The 15,188-nt window shown below is 70.8% G+C and carries 13 protein-coding genes and 1 pseudogene; 3 read left to right on the top strand and 11 right to left on the bottom strand.

Going from position 1 to position 15,188, the window contains the following annotated elements:
- Positions 1-23: 23 nt before the first annotated feature.
- Positions 24-563, bottom strand: coding sequence for a DUF4242 domain-containing protein (locus RF645_RS08770; RefSeq protein WP_053446800.1), 540 nt, complete (start codon positions 561-563; stop codon positions 24-26).
- 475 nt (positions 564-1,038) lie between these two features.
- Here RF645_RS08770 and RF645_RS08765 point away from each other — a divergent pair.
- Positions 1,039-1,877: pseudogene (locus RF645_RS08765) on the top strand (TRAP transporter substrate-binding protein).
- A 378-nt stretch (positions 1,878-2,255) separates the two neighbouring features.
- Here the strand turns inward: RF645_RS08765 and pgm are convergent.
- The 4 genes from pgm to RF645_RS08745 all read right to left on the bottom strand — a co-directional run bounded on the left by pgm (position 2,256) and on the right by RF645_RS08745 (position 6,440).
- Positions 2,256-3,890: a phosphoglucomutase (alpha-D-glucose-1,6-bisphosphate-dependent) gene (pgm, locus tag RF645_RS08760; RefSeq protein ID WP_259903823.1), complete on the bottom strand. Its 1,635-nt coding sequence runs from the start codon at positions 3,888-3,890 to the stop codon at positions 2,256-2,258.
- Positions 3,891-3,965: 75 nt separating this feature from the next.
- The gene (locus tag RF645_RS08755) at positions 3,966-4,907 is read right to left on the bottom strand and encodes a ribokinase (protein ID WP_368818939.1); all 942 of its coding nucleotides are present in this window, start codon (positions 4,905-4,907) and stop codon (positions 3,966-3,968) included.
- The gene (locus RF645_RS08750; protein WP_368818938.1) at positions 4,904-5,947 is read right to left on the bottom strand and encodes a nucleoside hydrolase; all 1,044 of its coding nucleotides are present in this window, start codon (positions 5,945-5,947) and stop codon (positions 4,904-4,906) included. The genes RF645_RS08755 and RF645_RS08750 overlap by 4 nt, the downstream gene beginning before the upstream one ends.
- A 307-nt stretch (positions 5,948-6,254) precedes the next feature.
- Positions 6,255-6,440: a hypothetical protein gene (locus RF645_RS08745; RefSeq protein ID WP_006213637.1), complete on the bottom strand. Its 186-nt coding sequence runs from the start codon at positions 6,438-6,440 to the stop codon at positions 6,255-6,257.
- Between the two features lie 71 nt (positions 6,441-6,511).
- Between RF645_RS08745 and RF645_RS08740 the strand changes: the two genes are divergently transcribed.
- A complete protein-coding gene (locus RF645_RS08740; protein WP_368818937.1) occupies positions 6,512-6,667 on the top strand; it encodes a hypothetical protein in 156 nt (51 codons plus the stop codon).
- Positions 6,668-6,733: 66 nt separating this feature from the next.
- On the opposite strand, the gene RF645_RS08735 is transcribed toward RF645_RS08740, so the two are convergent.
- The 6 genes from RF645_RS08735 to RF645_RS08710 all read right to left on the bottom strand — a co-directional run bounded on the left by RF645_RS08735 (position 6,734) and on the right by RF645_RS08710 (position 13,522).
- The gene (locus tag RF645_RS08735) at positions 6,734-7,417 is read right to left on the bottom strand and encodes an NAD(P)-binding oxidoreductase (RefSeq protein ID WP_368818936.1); all 684 of its coding nucleotides are present in this window, start codon (positions 7,415-7,417) and stop codon (positions 6,734-6,736) included.
- 227 nt (positions 7,418-7,644) lie between these two features.
- Complete coding sequence (locus tag RF645_RS08730) at positions 7,645-7,965, bottom strand: putative quinol monooxygenase (RefSeq protein WP_259904606.1); 321 nt, start codon at positions 7,963-7,965, stop codon at positions 7,645-7,647.
- 36 nt (positions 7,966-8,001) lie between these two features.
- Positions 8,002-9,672, bottom strand: a complete 1,671-nt coding sequence (locus RF645_RS08725; protein ID WP_368818935.1) for an amidase — start codon at positions 9,670-9,672, stop codon at positions 8,002-8,004.
- Positions 9,663-11,177, bottom strand: a complete 1,515-nt coding sequence (locus RF645_RS08720) for an NAD-dependent succinate-semialdehyde dehydrogenase (protein ID WP_053446806.1) — start codon at positions 11,175-11,177, stop codon at positions 9,663-9,665. Before RF645_RS08720 ends, RF645_RS08725 begins: the two co-directional genes overlap by 10 nt.
- 150 nt (positions 11,178-11,327) lie before the next feature.
- Complete coding sequence (locus RF645_RS08715; RefSeq protein ID WP_024289230.1) at positions 11,328-12,002, bottom strand: histidine phosphatase family protein; 675 nt, start codon at positions 12,000-12,002, stop codon at positions 11,328-11,330.
- A gap of 62 nt (positions 12,003-12,064) precedes the next feature.
- Positions 12,065-13,522 carry an APC family permease gene (locus RF645_RS08710; protein ID WP_058872112.1) on the bottom strand — a complete coding sequence of 486 codons (1,458 nt, stop codon included), beginning with the start codon at positions 13,520-13,522 and terminating at the stop codon, positions 12,065-12,067.
- 116 nt (positions 13,523-13,638) lie between these two features.
- On the opposite strand from RF645_RS08710, the gene RF645_RS08705 reads away from it, so the two are divergent.
- Entirely contained in the window at positions 13,639-15,018 is a 1,380-nt protein-coding gene (locus RF645_RS08705) for an NAD-dependent succinate-semialdehyde dehydrogenase (protein WP_006213627.1), read from the top strand.
- Positions 15,019-15,188 lie beyond the last annotated feature (170 nt).

Genomic DNA, 15,188 nt, shown 5'->3' with positions numbered 1-15,188 from the left:
GCCGGGGTCATGCGCTGGCCGGGTCAGCTGCCGAGCTTGTGCACGCGGTCGATCGGGGTGTCCACGGCGGCGCGGGCGCGGGTGACGGCCTCCTCATCGGGGGCGTCGTAGAAGCACAGGCACTTGACCGTGTCCTCGCGCACGTAGGTGCGCAGGAACTGGACCTCGGGCACCTCGGCGTACTTGGGGGCGTTGGCCTTCTTGCGGGCCAGGTACTGGTCCATGGTGATCTCGGAGGGGATGTCCCACTCGACCAGGTAGTCCGCGGAGCCCTGGGCCTTGAGGTTCTTGATGTCCTCGAGCTCAGCGCCCACTAGGCGGACTTCGTGCGGGCCGTCGACCTCGACGGCGGCATCGCCGGCGGCCGCCTGGACAGCCTCGGCCAGGCCGTCGGCCGAGCCGGCCTCGATGATCGTGAAGATGCGCTCAGCGCCTGCGGTCACCTGGGACTCGATGAGCTCGGCGCCGGAGCCCGGCAGGGCCTTGCCCACGGTCTCGACGAGGGCGCTGACGGCGTCCTTGTCCTTGTTGGCGGGGACGGTCTCGATGAGGAACAGCGACATGTTCGTGCCTCCTGATGCGGTCTGCGTGCGGGGTGCGCGGCGACTGGCAGAGGCCGCGGTCCCCGAGTTCGGGCGTCACAACGGCGCCCGCGGAGCGGGTATTCCACGCTACTCAGACGCCCCGGCGGCTCGATGCCGCATGTCACCGGGCGTCACACGGCTACGAGGCGGCGCTCAGATGCGGCCGGCGATCCGCGCCCTGCGGGCCCGGGCCAAGCCGTGGCATCCGCTTCGCCGCCTGCGATCCAGCTGGGACGATGCTGGGATATCCCCGGCTAAGGCGCCAGGGGAGAGCTGCATCCTCCGTCGCGCGGGGGACGGCTCCCTGCGCGCCACGCCTCCCCGGCAGATGAGGTGCATGATGCGCGCATACCTGTTCAGATCGTCGTTCCTGGCGATGACCGCGACGGCCGCCCTGGCCCTGATCGCCTGCGGCGGGGGTGGGACGCCCGAGTAGGCGGAGGCCAGGTCCCTGGTGCTGTCGCTGAACCAGACCGAGGAGCACCCCTCCTACATCGCGCTCGAGCAGTTCGGCGACGACCTCTACGAGGCCACCGACGGCCGCCTGGAGGTGGAGGTCTACCCCCACGAGACGCTCGGTGCCCAGAAGGAGGTCGTCCAGCTCGTGGGCGACGGCGCGGTCGACACGGCCTTCGACGACATCGATCATCCGCTGCGCGTGGTCAACGGCGAGGCCATCGTGGGCGATCTGTTCACCTCCGTGGAGGACTCGAACCACCTGACCGTGCTCGGCGGACTGACCGAGGGCTCGCGCCACGTCTACACGGCTGAAGGCCCGATCGTGGAGCCCTCGGACCTGTCCGGCATGAAGATCCGCGTGCAGGAGTCCTCGGTCACATCGCCATGATCAACGCCATGGGCGCTGCCGCCACGCCGATGTCCTACGGCGAGGTCTGCACCGCGCTGCAGTCCGGTGTGCTCGACGGCGCAGAGAACAACGAGATCTCCTACATGTCCCAGCACCACAACGAGGTCGCGACCCACATGGCCCTGACCAACCATCTGGTGGGCCTGGACTACGTGGTCATGAACACGGATCTGCTGCATTCGCTGCCCGACGAGGACCGCGAGATCTTCCAGCAGCATTGGCAGCTGGCCTCCGAGCACCACGCGGACCTGTGGACCGCGGAGATCGAGACCGCCATCGCCGGGGCCGAGGACTCCGGCACCGAGATCAACGACGTCGACAAGGCCGCCTTCCAGGAGGCGCTGCGCCCCGTCGTCGAGAAGTACCTCGACACCCCGCAGGACCGGGAGCTGTTCGAGGCGATCCGACGGGAAGCCCAGCAGTGAGCCCGGGATCGCAGCGCTGGTGCCGTTGTTCATCGCGCTGCTGATCGGACTGGTGATCGTGACCTTCGTGCCCGCGCTGAGCCTGTGGCTGCCGGAATGCTGGGCCTGCTGTAGTGATCCGCTCCCGCTGAGGCCGCACCAGCGCGCCCCATCGCACCTGATGGGCTGCGCTGGTGCGGCTTCAGCGCTGTCCAGCCGGCAGGCACGCCGCCCGGACAGCCGATCCCTCCAGGGGACGCGGTTGGTGACGGATCTGCACCCCATCACCGCTGATGGGGTGCAGATCCGTCACTGGCCGGGCATGCGAGGTCCAGGACGCACAAGGGCGCCCCCTCGAGACCGAGGGGGGCGCCCTGCTGCGTCGTCAGTTCCGAAGGATCAGCCGATCACGCCGTCGACCAGCGCCTTGGCCTCGCGCTGCACGAGCTTGAGGTGCTCCTCATCCACGAAGGACTCGGCGTAGATCTTGTAGACGTCCTCGGTGCCCGACGGGCGCGCGGCGAACCAGGCGCGGTCCGTGGTGACCTTGAGCCCGCCGATGGGCGCGCCGTTGCCGGGAGCCTCGGTGAGCTTGGCCGTGATGGGGTCGCCGGCCAGGGACTCGGCGGTGACCTGCTCGGGCGACAGCTTCTTCAGCGCGGCCTTCTGCTCGCGGTCGGCGGGGGCGTCGATGCGCTGGTAGACCGGGGCGCCGTACTGCTCGGTGAGCTCCGCGTAGCGCTGCGACGGGGTCTTGCCGGTGACCGCGATGATCTCCGCGGCCAGCAGCGCCAGGATGATGCCGTCCTTGTCGGTGGTCCACACGGAGCCGTCCTTGCGCAGGAACGACGCACCGGCGGACTCCTCGCCGCCGAAGCCCAGGGAGCCGTCGAGCAGGCCCGGCACGAACCACTTGAAGCCCACGGGGACCTCGACCAGACGGCGGCCCAGGGACTCGGCCACGCGGTCGATGATCGTCGAGGACACCAGCGTCTTGCCGATCCCGGCGTCGGCGCGCCAGCCGTCGCGGTGGGCGAAGAGGTAGTCGATCGCCACGGCCAGATAGTGGTTGGGGTTCATCAGCCCGGCGTCCGGGGTGACGATGCCGTGACGGTCGGAGTCGGCGTCGTTGCCGGTGGCGATGTCGTACTTGTCGCGCTGCTGGATGAGCGAGGCCATGGCGCTGGGGGAGGAGCAGTCCATGCGGATCTTGCCGTCCCAGTCCAGGGTCATGAACGCCCACTGGGGGTCGACCTCCGGATTGACCACGGTGAGGTCCAGTCCGAAGCGCTCGCCGATCTCCTTCCAGTACGCGACCGAGGCCGAGCCCATGGGGTCCGCGCCGATGCGCACGCCGGCGCGCTTGATGGCCTCGAGGTCGATGATCTCCGGCAGCGCGGAGACGTAGCTGTCCAGGTAGTCGAACGACTGGGTGGTCTCCGCGGCACGCGCCTCCTCGAGCGGAATGCGCTTGACGTCTGCGTTGCCGCCCTCGAGCAGCTCATTGGCGCGATCGGCGATCCAGCCGGTGGCGTCGGTGTCGGCGGGGCCGCCGTGGGTGGGGTTGTACTTGAAGCCGCCGTCGGCCGGCGGGTTGTGCGACGGGGTGATCACGATGCCGTCGGCGAGATCGCGCTGCCGGTCCTTGTTGTAGGTCAGGATCGCGTGCGACAGCGCCGGGGTGGGCGTGTAGCCGTCGCGGGAGTCCAGCAGCACGGTGACGCCGTTGGCGGCCAGCACCTGCAGGGCGGTGTCCTGGGCGACGGCGGAGAGCGCATGGGTGTCCTGGCCCATGAACAGCGGGCCGGTGGTGCCCTCCTGCGCGCGGTACTCGACGATGGCCTGCGTGATGGCCGCGATGTGGGCGTCGTTGAACGACGACTTCAGCGACGAGCCGCGGTGCCCGGAGGTCCCGAAGGCCACCCGCTGCCCGGGATCCGAGAGGTCCGGCGTGCGGGAGGCATAGGCCTCGAGCAGCTCGGAGATATCGACGAGGTCTTCGGGAAGGGCGACGGTGCCCGCGCGATCAGTCATGCTCCTCAGATTAGTCAGCCCAGGTGGGGCCGGTCACGCGATTGTCCGAGATGTGGCCAGTTCGTCCGGATCCGCTCAGACCTCGTTGAGCATCGCCCGGGACGGGTACGACGGCTGCGCGCCCTCGCTGCGCGTGGCGATCGCGCCCACGCGCATGGCCAGCTCGACGGCCGCCGGGAGCTCGGTGCCGGCGGCCAGCGCCGCGGCCAGCGTTCCCGTCACGGAGTCGCCTGCGCCCGTGGTGTCGACCGCCTGCACCCGATGACCGGCGACCCGCTGCGCCTGCGTCCGCCCGTCGCGGGTGCGCAGCAGGACCGCGCCGTCCGGGCCCAGGGTCACGACGGCATCCGCCACTCCGGTGGTCTCGGCCAGGCGCTGCCCGGCGCGCTGCCACTGCGAGTCGTCGTCGGGGATCTCGGTGCCGCTGAGCTGCGCCATCTCGTGGGCGTTGACCACGAGCAGGTCGGTGCGCTCGAGCAACTCGGACTCGGGCTGGCGGAAGGGGGAGGGGTTGAGCACGACCGTCACGCCGGCGTCGTGCGCTGCGCTGGCGGTGGCGATCACGGTCTCGGCCGGGATCTCGAAGGCCAGCGCGAGCGTGCGCACACCGTCGAAGAGCTCCGGGGTGATGCGCTCCGGGGCGACCTCTCCGTTGGCGCCGGGGGAGATGACGATCGTGTTCTCGCCGTCCTCGGAGACGGTGATGACGGCGGTGCCGGTGGCGGTGTCTGACAGGGATGCGACGTGGGCGGTGTCCACGCCGTGGCCCTCGAGCGACTTCAGGAGCATCTGGCCGTGGGGGTCATCGCCCACCGCGCCGACCATCCGCACACGGGCGCCGAGCCGAGCCGCCGCGACGGCCTGGTTGGCCGACTTGCCGCCGGGAGCCGTGCTCAGCGGGCCGCCCTGGACGGTCTCGCCCGGCTCGGGATGGCGCTGGGTGCGCACCACCAGATCGGCGTTCAGCGAGCCGATGATGACGACGTCGCCGTCGGTGGCGGGGTAGCGGTCGGTCATCGTGCGGCTCCTGGCTGGTGGCTGTCGTCGGTGTCCTGCGTTCCGTCGTCGGAGGTCTCGACCATCTCAGGGATGCGCCGATGGGCTTCCGGCAGGGCGCCGTCGCGGACCTGCAGCCGAGCCGTGGCCTCCAGGACGAGCTCCCAGAAGCCGTCGACGTCCAGGCCCGTGGCGGCGGCGGTGAGCAGGTCCGGGTCCTCCGGGCCGCGCCGGTCGACGACGGTCATGCCGGTGGTCAGCTCGCCCGAGCACTCGATGTCGATCGGCGCGCGGCGCAGCGTCAGCAGCTCGGGGCGGATCACGGCGGCGACGGCCACGGGGTCGTGGCAGGGCGGATCCGAGAAGTCCTGGTTGTCCCGATAGGCCGCCCGGTAGCTGGAGATGAGGTCCACGGCGATCTGTCCTGCGTCGGTGCCGAGATCCGCGAACGATCGTTCGACGTCCTGCGTGGCCACGGCCTGGTGCGTGACGTCCAGGCCCACCATGGTCACCGGCCAGCCTGCGGCGAAGACGATGCGCGCGGCCTCCGGATCCACGGCGATGTTGAACTCGGCCACGGGCGTGATGTTGCCGTCGGCGATCGCCCCGCCCATGAGCACGACCTCGCGGACGCGCTCGACGACCTCCGGGGCCTTCTGCGCCGCCAGCGCCAGATTCGTCAGCGGGCCCAGGGCGATCAGCGTCAGCGTGCCCGGCTCGGCCGCCCGGAGCTCGCGGATGATGAGGTCCACCGCGTGCTCGTCCGACAGCTGCGCCTGCGGCTCGGCCAGTACGAGCTGTCCCAGGCCGGTGTCGCCGTGCACGTGGCCGGCGGTCTGCGGCTGGCGCTCGAGCGGGTCCGCGGCCCCGGCTGCCACCGGCGCGTCCAGGCCGATGGCCTCCGTCAGCGCCAGGGCGTTGCGGGTGACCTTCTCGAGGGTCTGGTTGCCGCCCACCACGGTCACCGCGGTCACGTCCAGCTCCGAGCTGCCGTGGGCGAGCATGAGGGCCAGGGCATCATCCACGCCCGGATCGCAGTCGATGATCACGCGTCGAGTCATGCCCCCAGTATCCAATGTCACACCGACGCCCGCATCGGGGCGCACCGCCTTCGAGGCGGCCTCAGCCCCGTCGTCCCGGTCCCGCCGTCCCTGCCACCGTCAACTCGACGAGTGGCCGATTCCTCACCGCAAGCGCCGCGACTGGCCGCTTCCGCACCGCGTCGACGCGCAATCGGTGGGGAATCTCCCACTCGATGAGGAAGAGGTGCGGAATCGGCCTCTCGGGGAGGCAGAGATGCGGGGCTGCTCGAGGGGCACACCACCCCGGAGGCGGCGTGCGACGACTGACCCCAGCCGTCAGCGCTGATCAGCGGCGGCGCTCGGGGCTGCGGCTCGGGCCGCTGGGGATCACGCGGTTCACGATGGCGCCCACGATCAGCGCGATCACGATGACGGCGGCGATGCGCAGGAACGAGTTCTGCACTCCGCCGAGCAAGAGGTTGGCCACCACCAGGGTGATGACGATGGTGATCAGGGTCGACAGGATTCTCATGCGGATACTGTCCCACGTCGCGGCACTGCAGTGAGGCTCCGTCCCGATCTCAGAGAGGCCTGTCACCTTCTATGTCCGCCGCAGTCTCCCGTGCCGCTCGGGCCGCCGCATGGTTCACCGTCATCGGATCATTGGTGTGGGTCGTGGCGGGCATCGTCGGGCTGGTCCTGGGAGTACTCGGATTCTTCGCTGCGACGATGATCGCCACGGGCATGCAGGTGAGCTGAGGCCCGCCGGCTGCCGTCGGGTCCTGACGGAAGCTCGGTGAGCCTCATCGACCGGGGCGAGCCCGATCAGCGCGCGAGCGCCTCGCGGATGGGGGTGTCCCCGCGGCCGTACTCGATGAACTTCCCGACGGTCTCCGGCATGTCCAGGGCGTCGACGATCGTCTGGGCGACGTCGCTGCGGGAGATGTTCCGCTCCCCGTTCGGTCCGGCGGACTCGCGGTCGCCGCCGAACTCCTCGAGGGGGCCGAGTCCGATCGTGCCGGTCGGCTCGTCGTCGGTGAGGAAGCCGGGGCCCAGGATGGTCCAGTCCAGGTCGGAGCGGCGCAGGGTCTCATCCGCCTCGGCCTTGGCCTGAACGTAGGGGTAGAACCCGTGGTCCTCGCTCAGGCCGTGCTCGAGCGTGGAGCCCTGGTAGGAGACCATCACGTAGCGCTTGACGCCTGCGCGCTGCGCGGCGTCGATCGAGCGCTGGGCGGCATCGCGGTCCACGGCGAACGTGATCTCCGCGCCCGCTCCGCCCGCTCCGGCGGCCCACACGACGGCGTCGTGGCCGGTGATCGCGGCATCGAGCTGCTCGGTGCTCGCCTCCTGCAGGTCGAGGACGAGCGGCGTGGCGCCGATGGCCTCGATCTCCGTCTTCTGGTCGGCGGAGCGGATCACCGAGGTGACCTGGTGCCCTGCCTCTACCAGCTTGCGCCCGGCGATCATGGCGACGGCTCCGTGGCCGCCCAGGATGACGATCTTCGACATGGCTCCTCCTCAAGGATGCGTGTGTCCAGGACAACGGAGTCCTTCAGCGCACTCCACGGGGCCAGCCGATGCAGGCGACGGGGCCGGCTCAGCTCAGCAGGCGCCGCCGATCATGCCGAGGCCGCAGAAGGCATGGACCACGCACAGCAGGAGCACGAGCGCGGCCGAAGCGCGGCAGGCTCAGAGTACGCCCCTGTGATGCACATCACTCCGCATGACGGCGTGGGTCAGTCGACCTTGATCTCGCCCATCTCGCCCCAGCCGTCGGCGCTGATCTGCTCCGAGATGATCTGCGGGGTGGCGGTCAGGTACTGCGGGAACTCCTGCTGCATCTTCTTGAAGTGATCGGAGTTCACGTGGGCCTCGGCGGCGTCGTCGTCGAAGCCCTCGACCAGGACGAACTCGTTGGTGTCCGCCACCGAGCGCGACCAGTCGAAGAACCGGTTGCCGGGCTCGGCGCGGGTGGCCTCGGTGAACTCGCGGGAGATCTCCGGCCACTGGGCCGAGTGCTCGGGCTTCACGGGGAACTTCACGACGATGAAGATCATGGGGGGTCTCCTTCTGCGGTGGGACGGGTTCGGGGATCACGCTATCGCACGGAAGCGCTCCTGGGGCGGGGCGGCCAGGCGCTCGCGGAGGGCTGGGTCGAGCCCGGAGGTGATCCGGTCGGCGAGCACGAGCAGTCCGATCTCCGCACCGGGCCGGCCGATGAGCTGGATCCCCATGGGCACCTGAGCGCCGGTGACCTCCGAGCGCACGATCGTCGTGGGGACGACGACGGCGGGCAGTCCGATCACATTGATCAGCGAGGTCCAGGGGGTGTAGCGGCACTGGCGCTCGTAGTCCTGATCGGCGGAGGCGGGATCGGTGGGCTCGAAGCCCTCCCACCACCAGCCGTGGGGCCGGGGCGTCTGGGCCAGCGCCGGGGTCATCACGACATCCCAGCGGTCCCAGTCCTGCAGCGCACGGCGCTCCATGTCCCGCAGCGTGCGGATGGCTCTCACCAGATCAGATGCCGTGCGCTGGCCCGCGCGGCGGCGGTACTCCTGCGCCAGCCCGGTGAGCAGCGGCTCCTGCTCGGGACTGAGCGGCGCAGCGCCCACGGAGGCGGTCCACAGCTGGAAGAAGGCCTCCGGGTAGGCGGGGTCGTGGCGGATGTCGGCGTCCTGGACGTCGTGGCCCGCTACGCGCAGGACGTCGACGCCCGCCTGCAGAGCCTCGGCGGCCTGCGGGGACACCGGCGTGGGGTGCGCGGCCTCGAAGGCCGAGGAGATGCTCACGCCGATCGACAGCGACCGGCTGCCCCACGGCGGCTCGCCCTGCTGCGCAAGCCGCACGGCCTGCATCGCCGGCCCCGGCCCGGCAGGAAGGTCCGACGGCGGCCCCGCAGCCGCCCCAGGGGCCGCTGAGCCCTCCGGCGGCAGCCCGGACGACGGCGGCCCCCACGGATCCCGCGCAGCCGCGGCCCCCGGCGAGCAGACGGGTCGGAAGCTGCGATTGTCCCCGACGGCTCCGGGTGCGGGCTGGGTGAGGCCGTCGAAGACCAGTGCGGCATCCAAGGCCGTGCGTGCGATCGGCCCGTTGACCGCGAGCATCCCGTGATCGCGCAGACCGTCTCCGGTGGGCACCGTGCCGCGGCCGGGCTTGAGCCCGATCAGCCCGCAGGCGGCCGCGGGGATGCGGATGGAGCCGCCGCCGTCGGAGCCCACGGCAGCGGGGATGATCCCGGCGGCCACCGCGGCGGCCTGCCCGCCGGAGGAGCCCCCGGGATCGGCCTGCAGGTCCCACGGATTGCGGGTCACCGGTCCCAGCAGGTTCTGGCTGTAGCAGTTGAGCCCGAACTCTGGCACCTGGGTCTTGCCCAGCAGCTGCGCGCCCAGGGCGCGATGCAGCTGCGCGGTCTCGTCGTCGGCCTCCGCGACCGGCGCGCAGTCCCGCCCCTCCGCGGCCACGGCGCGGGAGCCCGAGGTCGTGGGCTGGCCCTGGACGTCGTGCAGGTCCTTGAGCGGCATGGGCATCCCGTGCCAGCGTCCGCGCTGCGCGGCAGGCAGGGCGTCCAGCGCGGTGGCGCGCTCGTCCGCCGCCTCCCCAGACTCCAGGTGCACGAAGGCGCCCAGCGCAGGGCCGTGCTGGTCCGACTCCGCGGCGCGCGCCCGACGCAGTGCGGCAGCGGCCACGTCCCGGGCAGAGGCGCGACCGCCCTGCAGGGCATCCTGCAGGGCGGTCGCGTCGGTGAGCGGGAGGCTCAGCTCCACGGGTTCTCCATGCCCATGTACTGGACCTCCGTGTACTCCTCGATGCCCTCGGCTCCGCCCTCGCGGCCCATGCCGGACTGCTTGATGCCGCCGAACGGGGTGGCGGCATTGGAGATCACGCCGACGTTGAGCCCCAGCAGGCCGAAGTCCAGTCGATCGCCGATGCGATGGGCGCGCTTGAGGTCCTCGGTGAAGACGTAGGAGGCCAGGCCGTACTCGGTCGAGTTGGCCAGGGCCACGGCGTCGTCCTCATCCGTGAAGGTGAGGATCGGGGCGACGGGGCCGAAGATCTCCTCGCAGGCCGCACGGGCGTCGCGGGGGACGTTCGCCAGGACGGTGGGAGCGTAGAAGTAGCCCTTCTCGCCGATGCGCTCGCCGCCGGTCAGCACCGTGGCGCCGCGCTCGACGGCATCGTCCACGAACGAGGAGATGGACTCGAGCGCCTTCTTCTCGATCAGCGGACCGACCTCCGAGCCGTCCTCGGTGCCGTCGCCGACCTTCTTGGCGCCGATGGCCTCGGCCAGGCGGCGGCCGAACTCCTCGGCCACGGACTCGTGGACCAGCATGCGGTTGGCGGAGGTGCAGGCCTCTCCCATGTTGCGCATCTTGGCGGCCAGGGCACCTGCCACGGCCTTGTCCAGGTCGGCGTCCTCGAAGACCAGGAAGGGCCCGTTGCCGCCGAGCTCCATGGAGGTGCGCAGCACGTTGTCCGCGGCGGCCTTGAGCAGGTTCTTGCCCACGCCGGTGGAGCCGGTGAACGAGACCTTGCGCAGGCGCTCGTCCTGCATCAGCGGCTCGGAGATGGAGGAGGCCGAGGCCGAGGGCACGACGCTGAGCACGCCGGCGGGCAGACCAGCATCCAGCATGATCTGCGCGAAGTACAGCGAGGTCAGCGGGGTCAGGCGCGCGGGCTTGAGCACCATGGTGCAGCCGGCGGCGACCGCGGGGGAGATCTTGCGCGTGGCCATGGCCAGCGGGAAGTTCCAGGGCGTGATCAGCAGCGCCGGGCCCACGGGCTTGTGGCGCACGACCATCCGCAGATTCCCCTCCGGGGTGTCGGCGTAGCGGCCGTAGTGGCGCACGGCCTCCTCCGAGAACCACCGCAGGAACTCGCCGCCGTAGGTGACCTCTCCCAGGGACTCCGCGAAGGGCTTGCCCATCTCCAGGGTCATCAGCAGGGCCAGGTCCTCCCGGCGCTCCTGGACCAGGTCGAAGGCGCGGCGCAGGATCTCCGAGCGCTCGCGGGCCGGGGTGCGGGCCCAGTCCTCCTGTGCGGCCGAGGCCGCGTCCAGCCCGGCCAGCGCGTCCTTCTCGGTGCCCGAGGCGACGGAGGCCAGGACCTCGCCGGTGGCGGGGTTCTCGACGTCGAAGGTCTCGCCACCGGAGGCATCGCGCCAGGTGCCCTCGATCAGGATCCCCTTGGGGGTGCGCTCGAGCAGATCGCGGATGATCTCCTGGCGCTGGTCGGGCGAGGCATCGGCGAAGGAGGACTGCGAAGCGGTCATGGAGTACAGCCTTTCGACAAAGTGAGCGCGCCGGTTCGCGGGCAGGATCCCTGGGCCGTCAGCCGGTGGGCGCGGATTCAGCTGATCGCTGTGTTCTGCCTCTCAGCCTAGGGGGTCTCGCTGACAGCACAAGGCTCCCCGGAGGAGGTCTCAGCCCTTGATCTCGGAAGGATCCAGGGGCTCGGCGGCGGGGCCGTCGTCGTCGGAGTCCACGGCCTTGGGGCCCAATGAGGCGTCCTGCCAGCTCAGCGCCGTCCAGGTGCTGCCATCGCCCTCGATCACGACCACTCCGGTGTTGCCCAGTCCCTCCCGCGCAACGAACGCGGGGCTGAGGTTCCGGCATCGCGAGGCGCTCCAGGCGCGGATCATGGCGCCGTGCGAGAACAGGGCGGCCGTCTGCACACCGGAGTCCAGGACCTCCTGCACGACCTCGTCGAAGCGGCGCAGGACGTCGTGACCGTCCTCCCCGGAGCCGGGAACTGCCTCGTGCATCCGGCCCTGCCCCCAGCCGAACACCGTGCTCAGGTAGGTGCGCACGGAGGCGTCGTCGCCGGCCATCTCCAGGTCCCCGGCTCCGATCTCGCGCAGGCCCGGGCGGATGGCGGGCTCGAGGCCCAGCGCGTCGGCCAGCGGCCGAGCCGTGAGCTGGGTGCGCACGAGGCTCGAGGCGTAGAGGGCTTCGATCCCAGCGCCGGCCAGGGCCTCCGGCAGCGCCTCCGCCTGCTGCCGGCCGAGCTCGGTCAGGCCCGGGCCGGGCTCGCCCGTGTCCAGCAGGCGCTGCACGTTGGACGGGGTCTGCCCGTGGCGGATCAGGTAGAGCCTCATGGCGGGCGGGGTCCTCTCGTCGGTGGTCGTCTCCACTCTACGGAGCGGGCCCGGCCGCGGGCTCAGCCGTCGCGGCGGCGCTGCAGGGCCGCCTTGAGCTCCTCCTCGGCCTCCGGGCCCGGGCGGATGCCGCGCGGCAGGCGCAGCATCAGCACGACGCCGGCGAGGAGCCAGACGCCGAGCATGAGATACGACTGCCAGGCCAGCGTCACGGAGATCGGGGTGAGCCCGGGGATGTAGACCAGCAGCAGGGCCGCGCACAGCACGGCGGCCACGCCCCCGATCACCACGCCGCCGCGCCCCTTGCCGCCGATGCGCAGCGGGCGGTCCATCTGCGGCTGCGTGCGCCGCAGGATCACGAACGTGACCGCCACGAGACCGTAGGTCAGCACGATCAGGGGCGAGCTGGCATCGACCGCCCAGTTGAGCATGGGGGCCCCGAAGAACGGCGCGATCGCCGAGAGCACCCCGATGAACAGCAGCGCGTTGACGGGAGTGCGGTGCCTGGGGTGCATCTTCCCGAACCAGCGGGGCAGCATCCCGGAGTTCGCCATGGCCCACAGCAGCCGCGAGGCGCCCATGAGGAACGCGATCCAGGAGGTGATGATCCCGGCCAGCCCCCCGGCGATCACGACCTTGCCCCACACGGCGCTGCCGGTCAGGGCGGCGAAGGCATCGGCGGTGACCAGCTTCAGCCCCATGAGCTCGGAGGCCGGCAGCGCCATGGACGTGCTGACGATGATCGCGACGTAGAACGCGACCGCCATGAAGACCGAGACCACCACGAGCCGGCCGATCTTCCGCGGCGGGATGTCGATCTCCTCGGCGGACTGGGGGATGACGTCGAAGCCCACGAACAGGAACGGCACCGCGCCCAGCACGGCCACGAACCCGACGGCCCCGCCGGTGAAGTGCGGCTGCAGGTTGGCCGGGTCGCCGCCGATCGCGCTGCCGCCCAGCAGCAGGACCGCCATGAGGATCAGGAAGCACACGACCCAGGTCTGGACCAGCCCGGCCAGCTTCACCCCGCGGATGTTGATCCACATGATCACGAGCGCTGCGATGGATCCGGTCAGCGCCCAGGTCAGGTGGACGTCGAAGCCCGTGATGCTCCACAGGCGGATCTGCTCGAGCCCGGGGAAGATGTAGGACGCGGTGGTGGGGGTCGAGACGGCCTCGAAGAGCACGACGGAGATATAGCCCCCGGCGATGGCCCAGGAGCCGATCATCGAGGCTCGGGGGCCCAGGCCGCGCAGGAGGTAGTTGTGCTCGCCCCCGGCCTGCGGCATGGCGGCGACGAGCTCGGAGTAGACCAGCCCCACGAGCGCCATCAGGATGCCGCCGCAGATCATGGCCAGCAGCGCGCCCACCGTGCCGGCGCTGTCGATCCAGCCGCCCGTCAGGGTGATCCAGCCGAAACCGATCATGGCGCCGAAGCCGATGAACAGCGCATCCAGGGAGCCCAGCGCCTTGACGAAGGCCCCCTCCTGCTCCGGGGCGTCGTCTCGGTCCTTCGTCATCGACGTCCTCCTGGACTCGGGTGATCGTGAACTGGAGCACATCCTATGTTCAGCCGACTGCGAATCCTGCCTCGGCTCCATGGACCGAACCCCAGGCCGCTCCCTAGGTTGAACCCATGACTGATTACGCCGTAGTGAATCCGGCCGACAACCAGAAGGTGCGCGAGTTCGAGGCGCACACCGACGATCAGATCCGCCAGATGCTCGACCGCGCCCATGCGGCGCAGCAGGCCTGGCGAGAGACCCCCATGCGCGAGCGTGCGGAGACCATGGCCGCGCTGGCCTCGCTCTACCGCAGCCGCAGCCGGGACCTGGCCTCGACCCAGGCCCGCGAGATGGGCAAGCCGCTGAGCCAGGGCATGGCGGAGATGGAGCTCGTGGCAAGCATCTACGACTACTACGCCGAGAATGCGGAGTCGTTCACGAAGCCCGAGGAGTACCCGGCCAGCACCGGCGGCACCGCCCGCGTGGAGCTGCAGCCCACGGGCACGATCCTGGGCATCATGCCGTGGAACTACCCGCACTACCAGGTGGCCCGCCTGGCGGCGCCGAACCTGATGCTGGGCAACACGATCCTGCTCAAGCACGCGGCCATGGTCCCCGAGTCCGCCCAGGTCCAGGAGGACCTCATGCGGGAGGCCGGGTTCCCGGAGGGCGTCTACCAGAACGTCTTCGCCTCGAATGAGCAGATCTCCGAGATCGTCATCCCGTCGCCGGTCATCCACGGCGTCTCCGTGACCGGCTCCGAGCGGGCGGGCAAGTCGGTGGCCGCGACCGCGGGCGCGAATCTCAAGAAGGTCGTGCTCGAGCTGGGCGGCTCCGATGCCTTCGTCGTCCTGGACGACAAGGACATCGACCGCGTGGCCAAGGAGGCCGTGTTCGCCCGAGTGAGCAACAACGGCCAGGCCTGCACGAACTCCAAGCGCTTCATCGTGGTGGAGGAGGCCTACGACGCCTTCGTGGAGGCCTTCGCCCGCCGGGTGTCGGAGATCGAGCTCGGCGATCCGCAGGACGAGGGCTTCTTCCTGGGCCCGCTGGTCAGCACCTCGCAGCGCGACGAGCTCGCCGAGCAGCTGAAGGACGCCGTGGACAAGGGCGCCAAGGTCGAGGCCGGCGGCACGGTCCCGGACCGCGACGGCGCCTGGATCGAGGCCACCGTCCTCACCGGCGTCACCCCGGACATGCGCGCTTACTCCGAGGAGCTCTTCGGCCCGATCGGCGTGGTCTACAAGGTCCCGGACGCCAACGCCGCGATCGAGCTGGCCAACGACTCCGCGTTCGGGCTGGGCGGCATCGTCTTCGGCTCCGACGTCGAGCATGCCACCGAGGTCGCCCGGCAGATCGAGAGCGGCATGGTCTACGTCAACGGCCAGGCCGAGACCGCCCCGGACCTGCCCTTCGGCGGCGTGAAGCGCTCCGGCGTGGGCCGCGAGCTCGGCCCCTGGGGCATGCGCGAGTTCGCCAACACCAAGCTGGTGCACACGCCGAAGGCCTGATCCTCTCGGCCCTTGCAGCGGCCCCCGCCCGGCTCGTGCCGGGCGGGGGCCGCTGTGTCGTCGGGGACCCCGATTAGGGTGAGGGGACGACGACGGGGCCGATCGCGGCCCCGCGAGCCACCGCGCCGCAGGGGATCGGCCCCGGGCGCCGAGATGAACTGGAGGATCGC

It is taken from the genome of Kocuria sp. CPCC 205260 (assembly GCF_040981045.1).
Taxonomy (GTDB): Bacteria; Actinomycetota; Actinomycetes; order Actinomycetales; family Micrococcaceae; genus Kocuria; species Kocuria palustris.
Note: the sequence above shows the minus strand (reverse complement) of the source record. Positions and strands in the feature narration are given on the sequence as shown.

Bases quoted from the DNA above. Each gene is read 5' to 3' on its own strand.
- RF645_RS08770 (WP_053446800.1), bottom strand. From the start codon at position 563: ATGTCGCTGTTCCTCATCGAGACCGTCCCCGCCAACAAGGACAAGGAC.
- pgm (WP_259903823.1), bottom strand. From the start codon at position 3,890: ATGACTGATCGCGCGGGCACCGTCGCCCTTCCCGAAGACCTCGTCGAT.
- RF645_RS08755 (WP_368818939.1), bottom strand. From the start codon at position 4,907: ATGACCGACCGCTACCCCGCCACCGACGGCGACGTCGTCATCATCGGC.
- RF645_RS08750 (WP_368818938.1), bottom strand. From the start codon at position 5,947: ATGACTCGACGCGTGATCATCGACTGCGATCCGGGCGTGGATGATGCC.
- RF645_RS08745 (WP_006213637.1), bottom strand. From the start codon at position 6,440: ATGAGAATCCTGTCGACCCTGATCACCATCGTCATCACCCTGGTGGTG.
- RF645_RS08740 (WP_368818937.1), top strand. From the start codon at position 6,512: ATGTCCGCCGCAGTCTCCCGTGCCGCTCGGGCCGCCGCATGGTTCACC.
- RF645_RS08735 (WP_368818936.1), bottom strand. From the start codon at position 7,417: ATGTCGAAGATCGTCATCCTGGGCGGCCACGGAGCCGTCGCCATGATC.
- RF645_RS08730 (WP_259904606.1), bottom strand. From the start codon at position 7,965: ATGATCTTCATCGTCGTGAAGTTCCCCGTGAAGCCCGAGCACTCGGCC.
- RF645_RS08720 (WP_053446806.1), bottom strand. From the start codon at position 11,177: ATGACCGCTTCGCAGTCCTCCTTCGCCGATGCCTCGCCCGACCAGCGC.
- RF645_RS08715 (WP_024289230.1), bottom strand. From the start codon at position 12,002: ATGAGGCTCTACCTGATCCGCCACGGGCAGACCCCGTCCAACGTGCAG.
- RF645_RS08710 (WP_058872112.1), bottom strand. From the start codon at position 13,522: ATGACGAAGGACCGAGACGACGCCCCGGAGCAGGAGGGGGCCTTCGTC.
- RF645_RS08705 (WP_006213627.1), top strand. From the start codon at position 13,639: ATGACTGATTACGCCGTAGTGAATCCGGCCGACAACCAGAAGGTGCGC.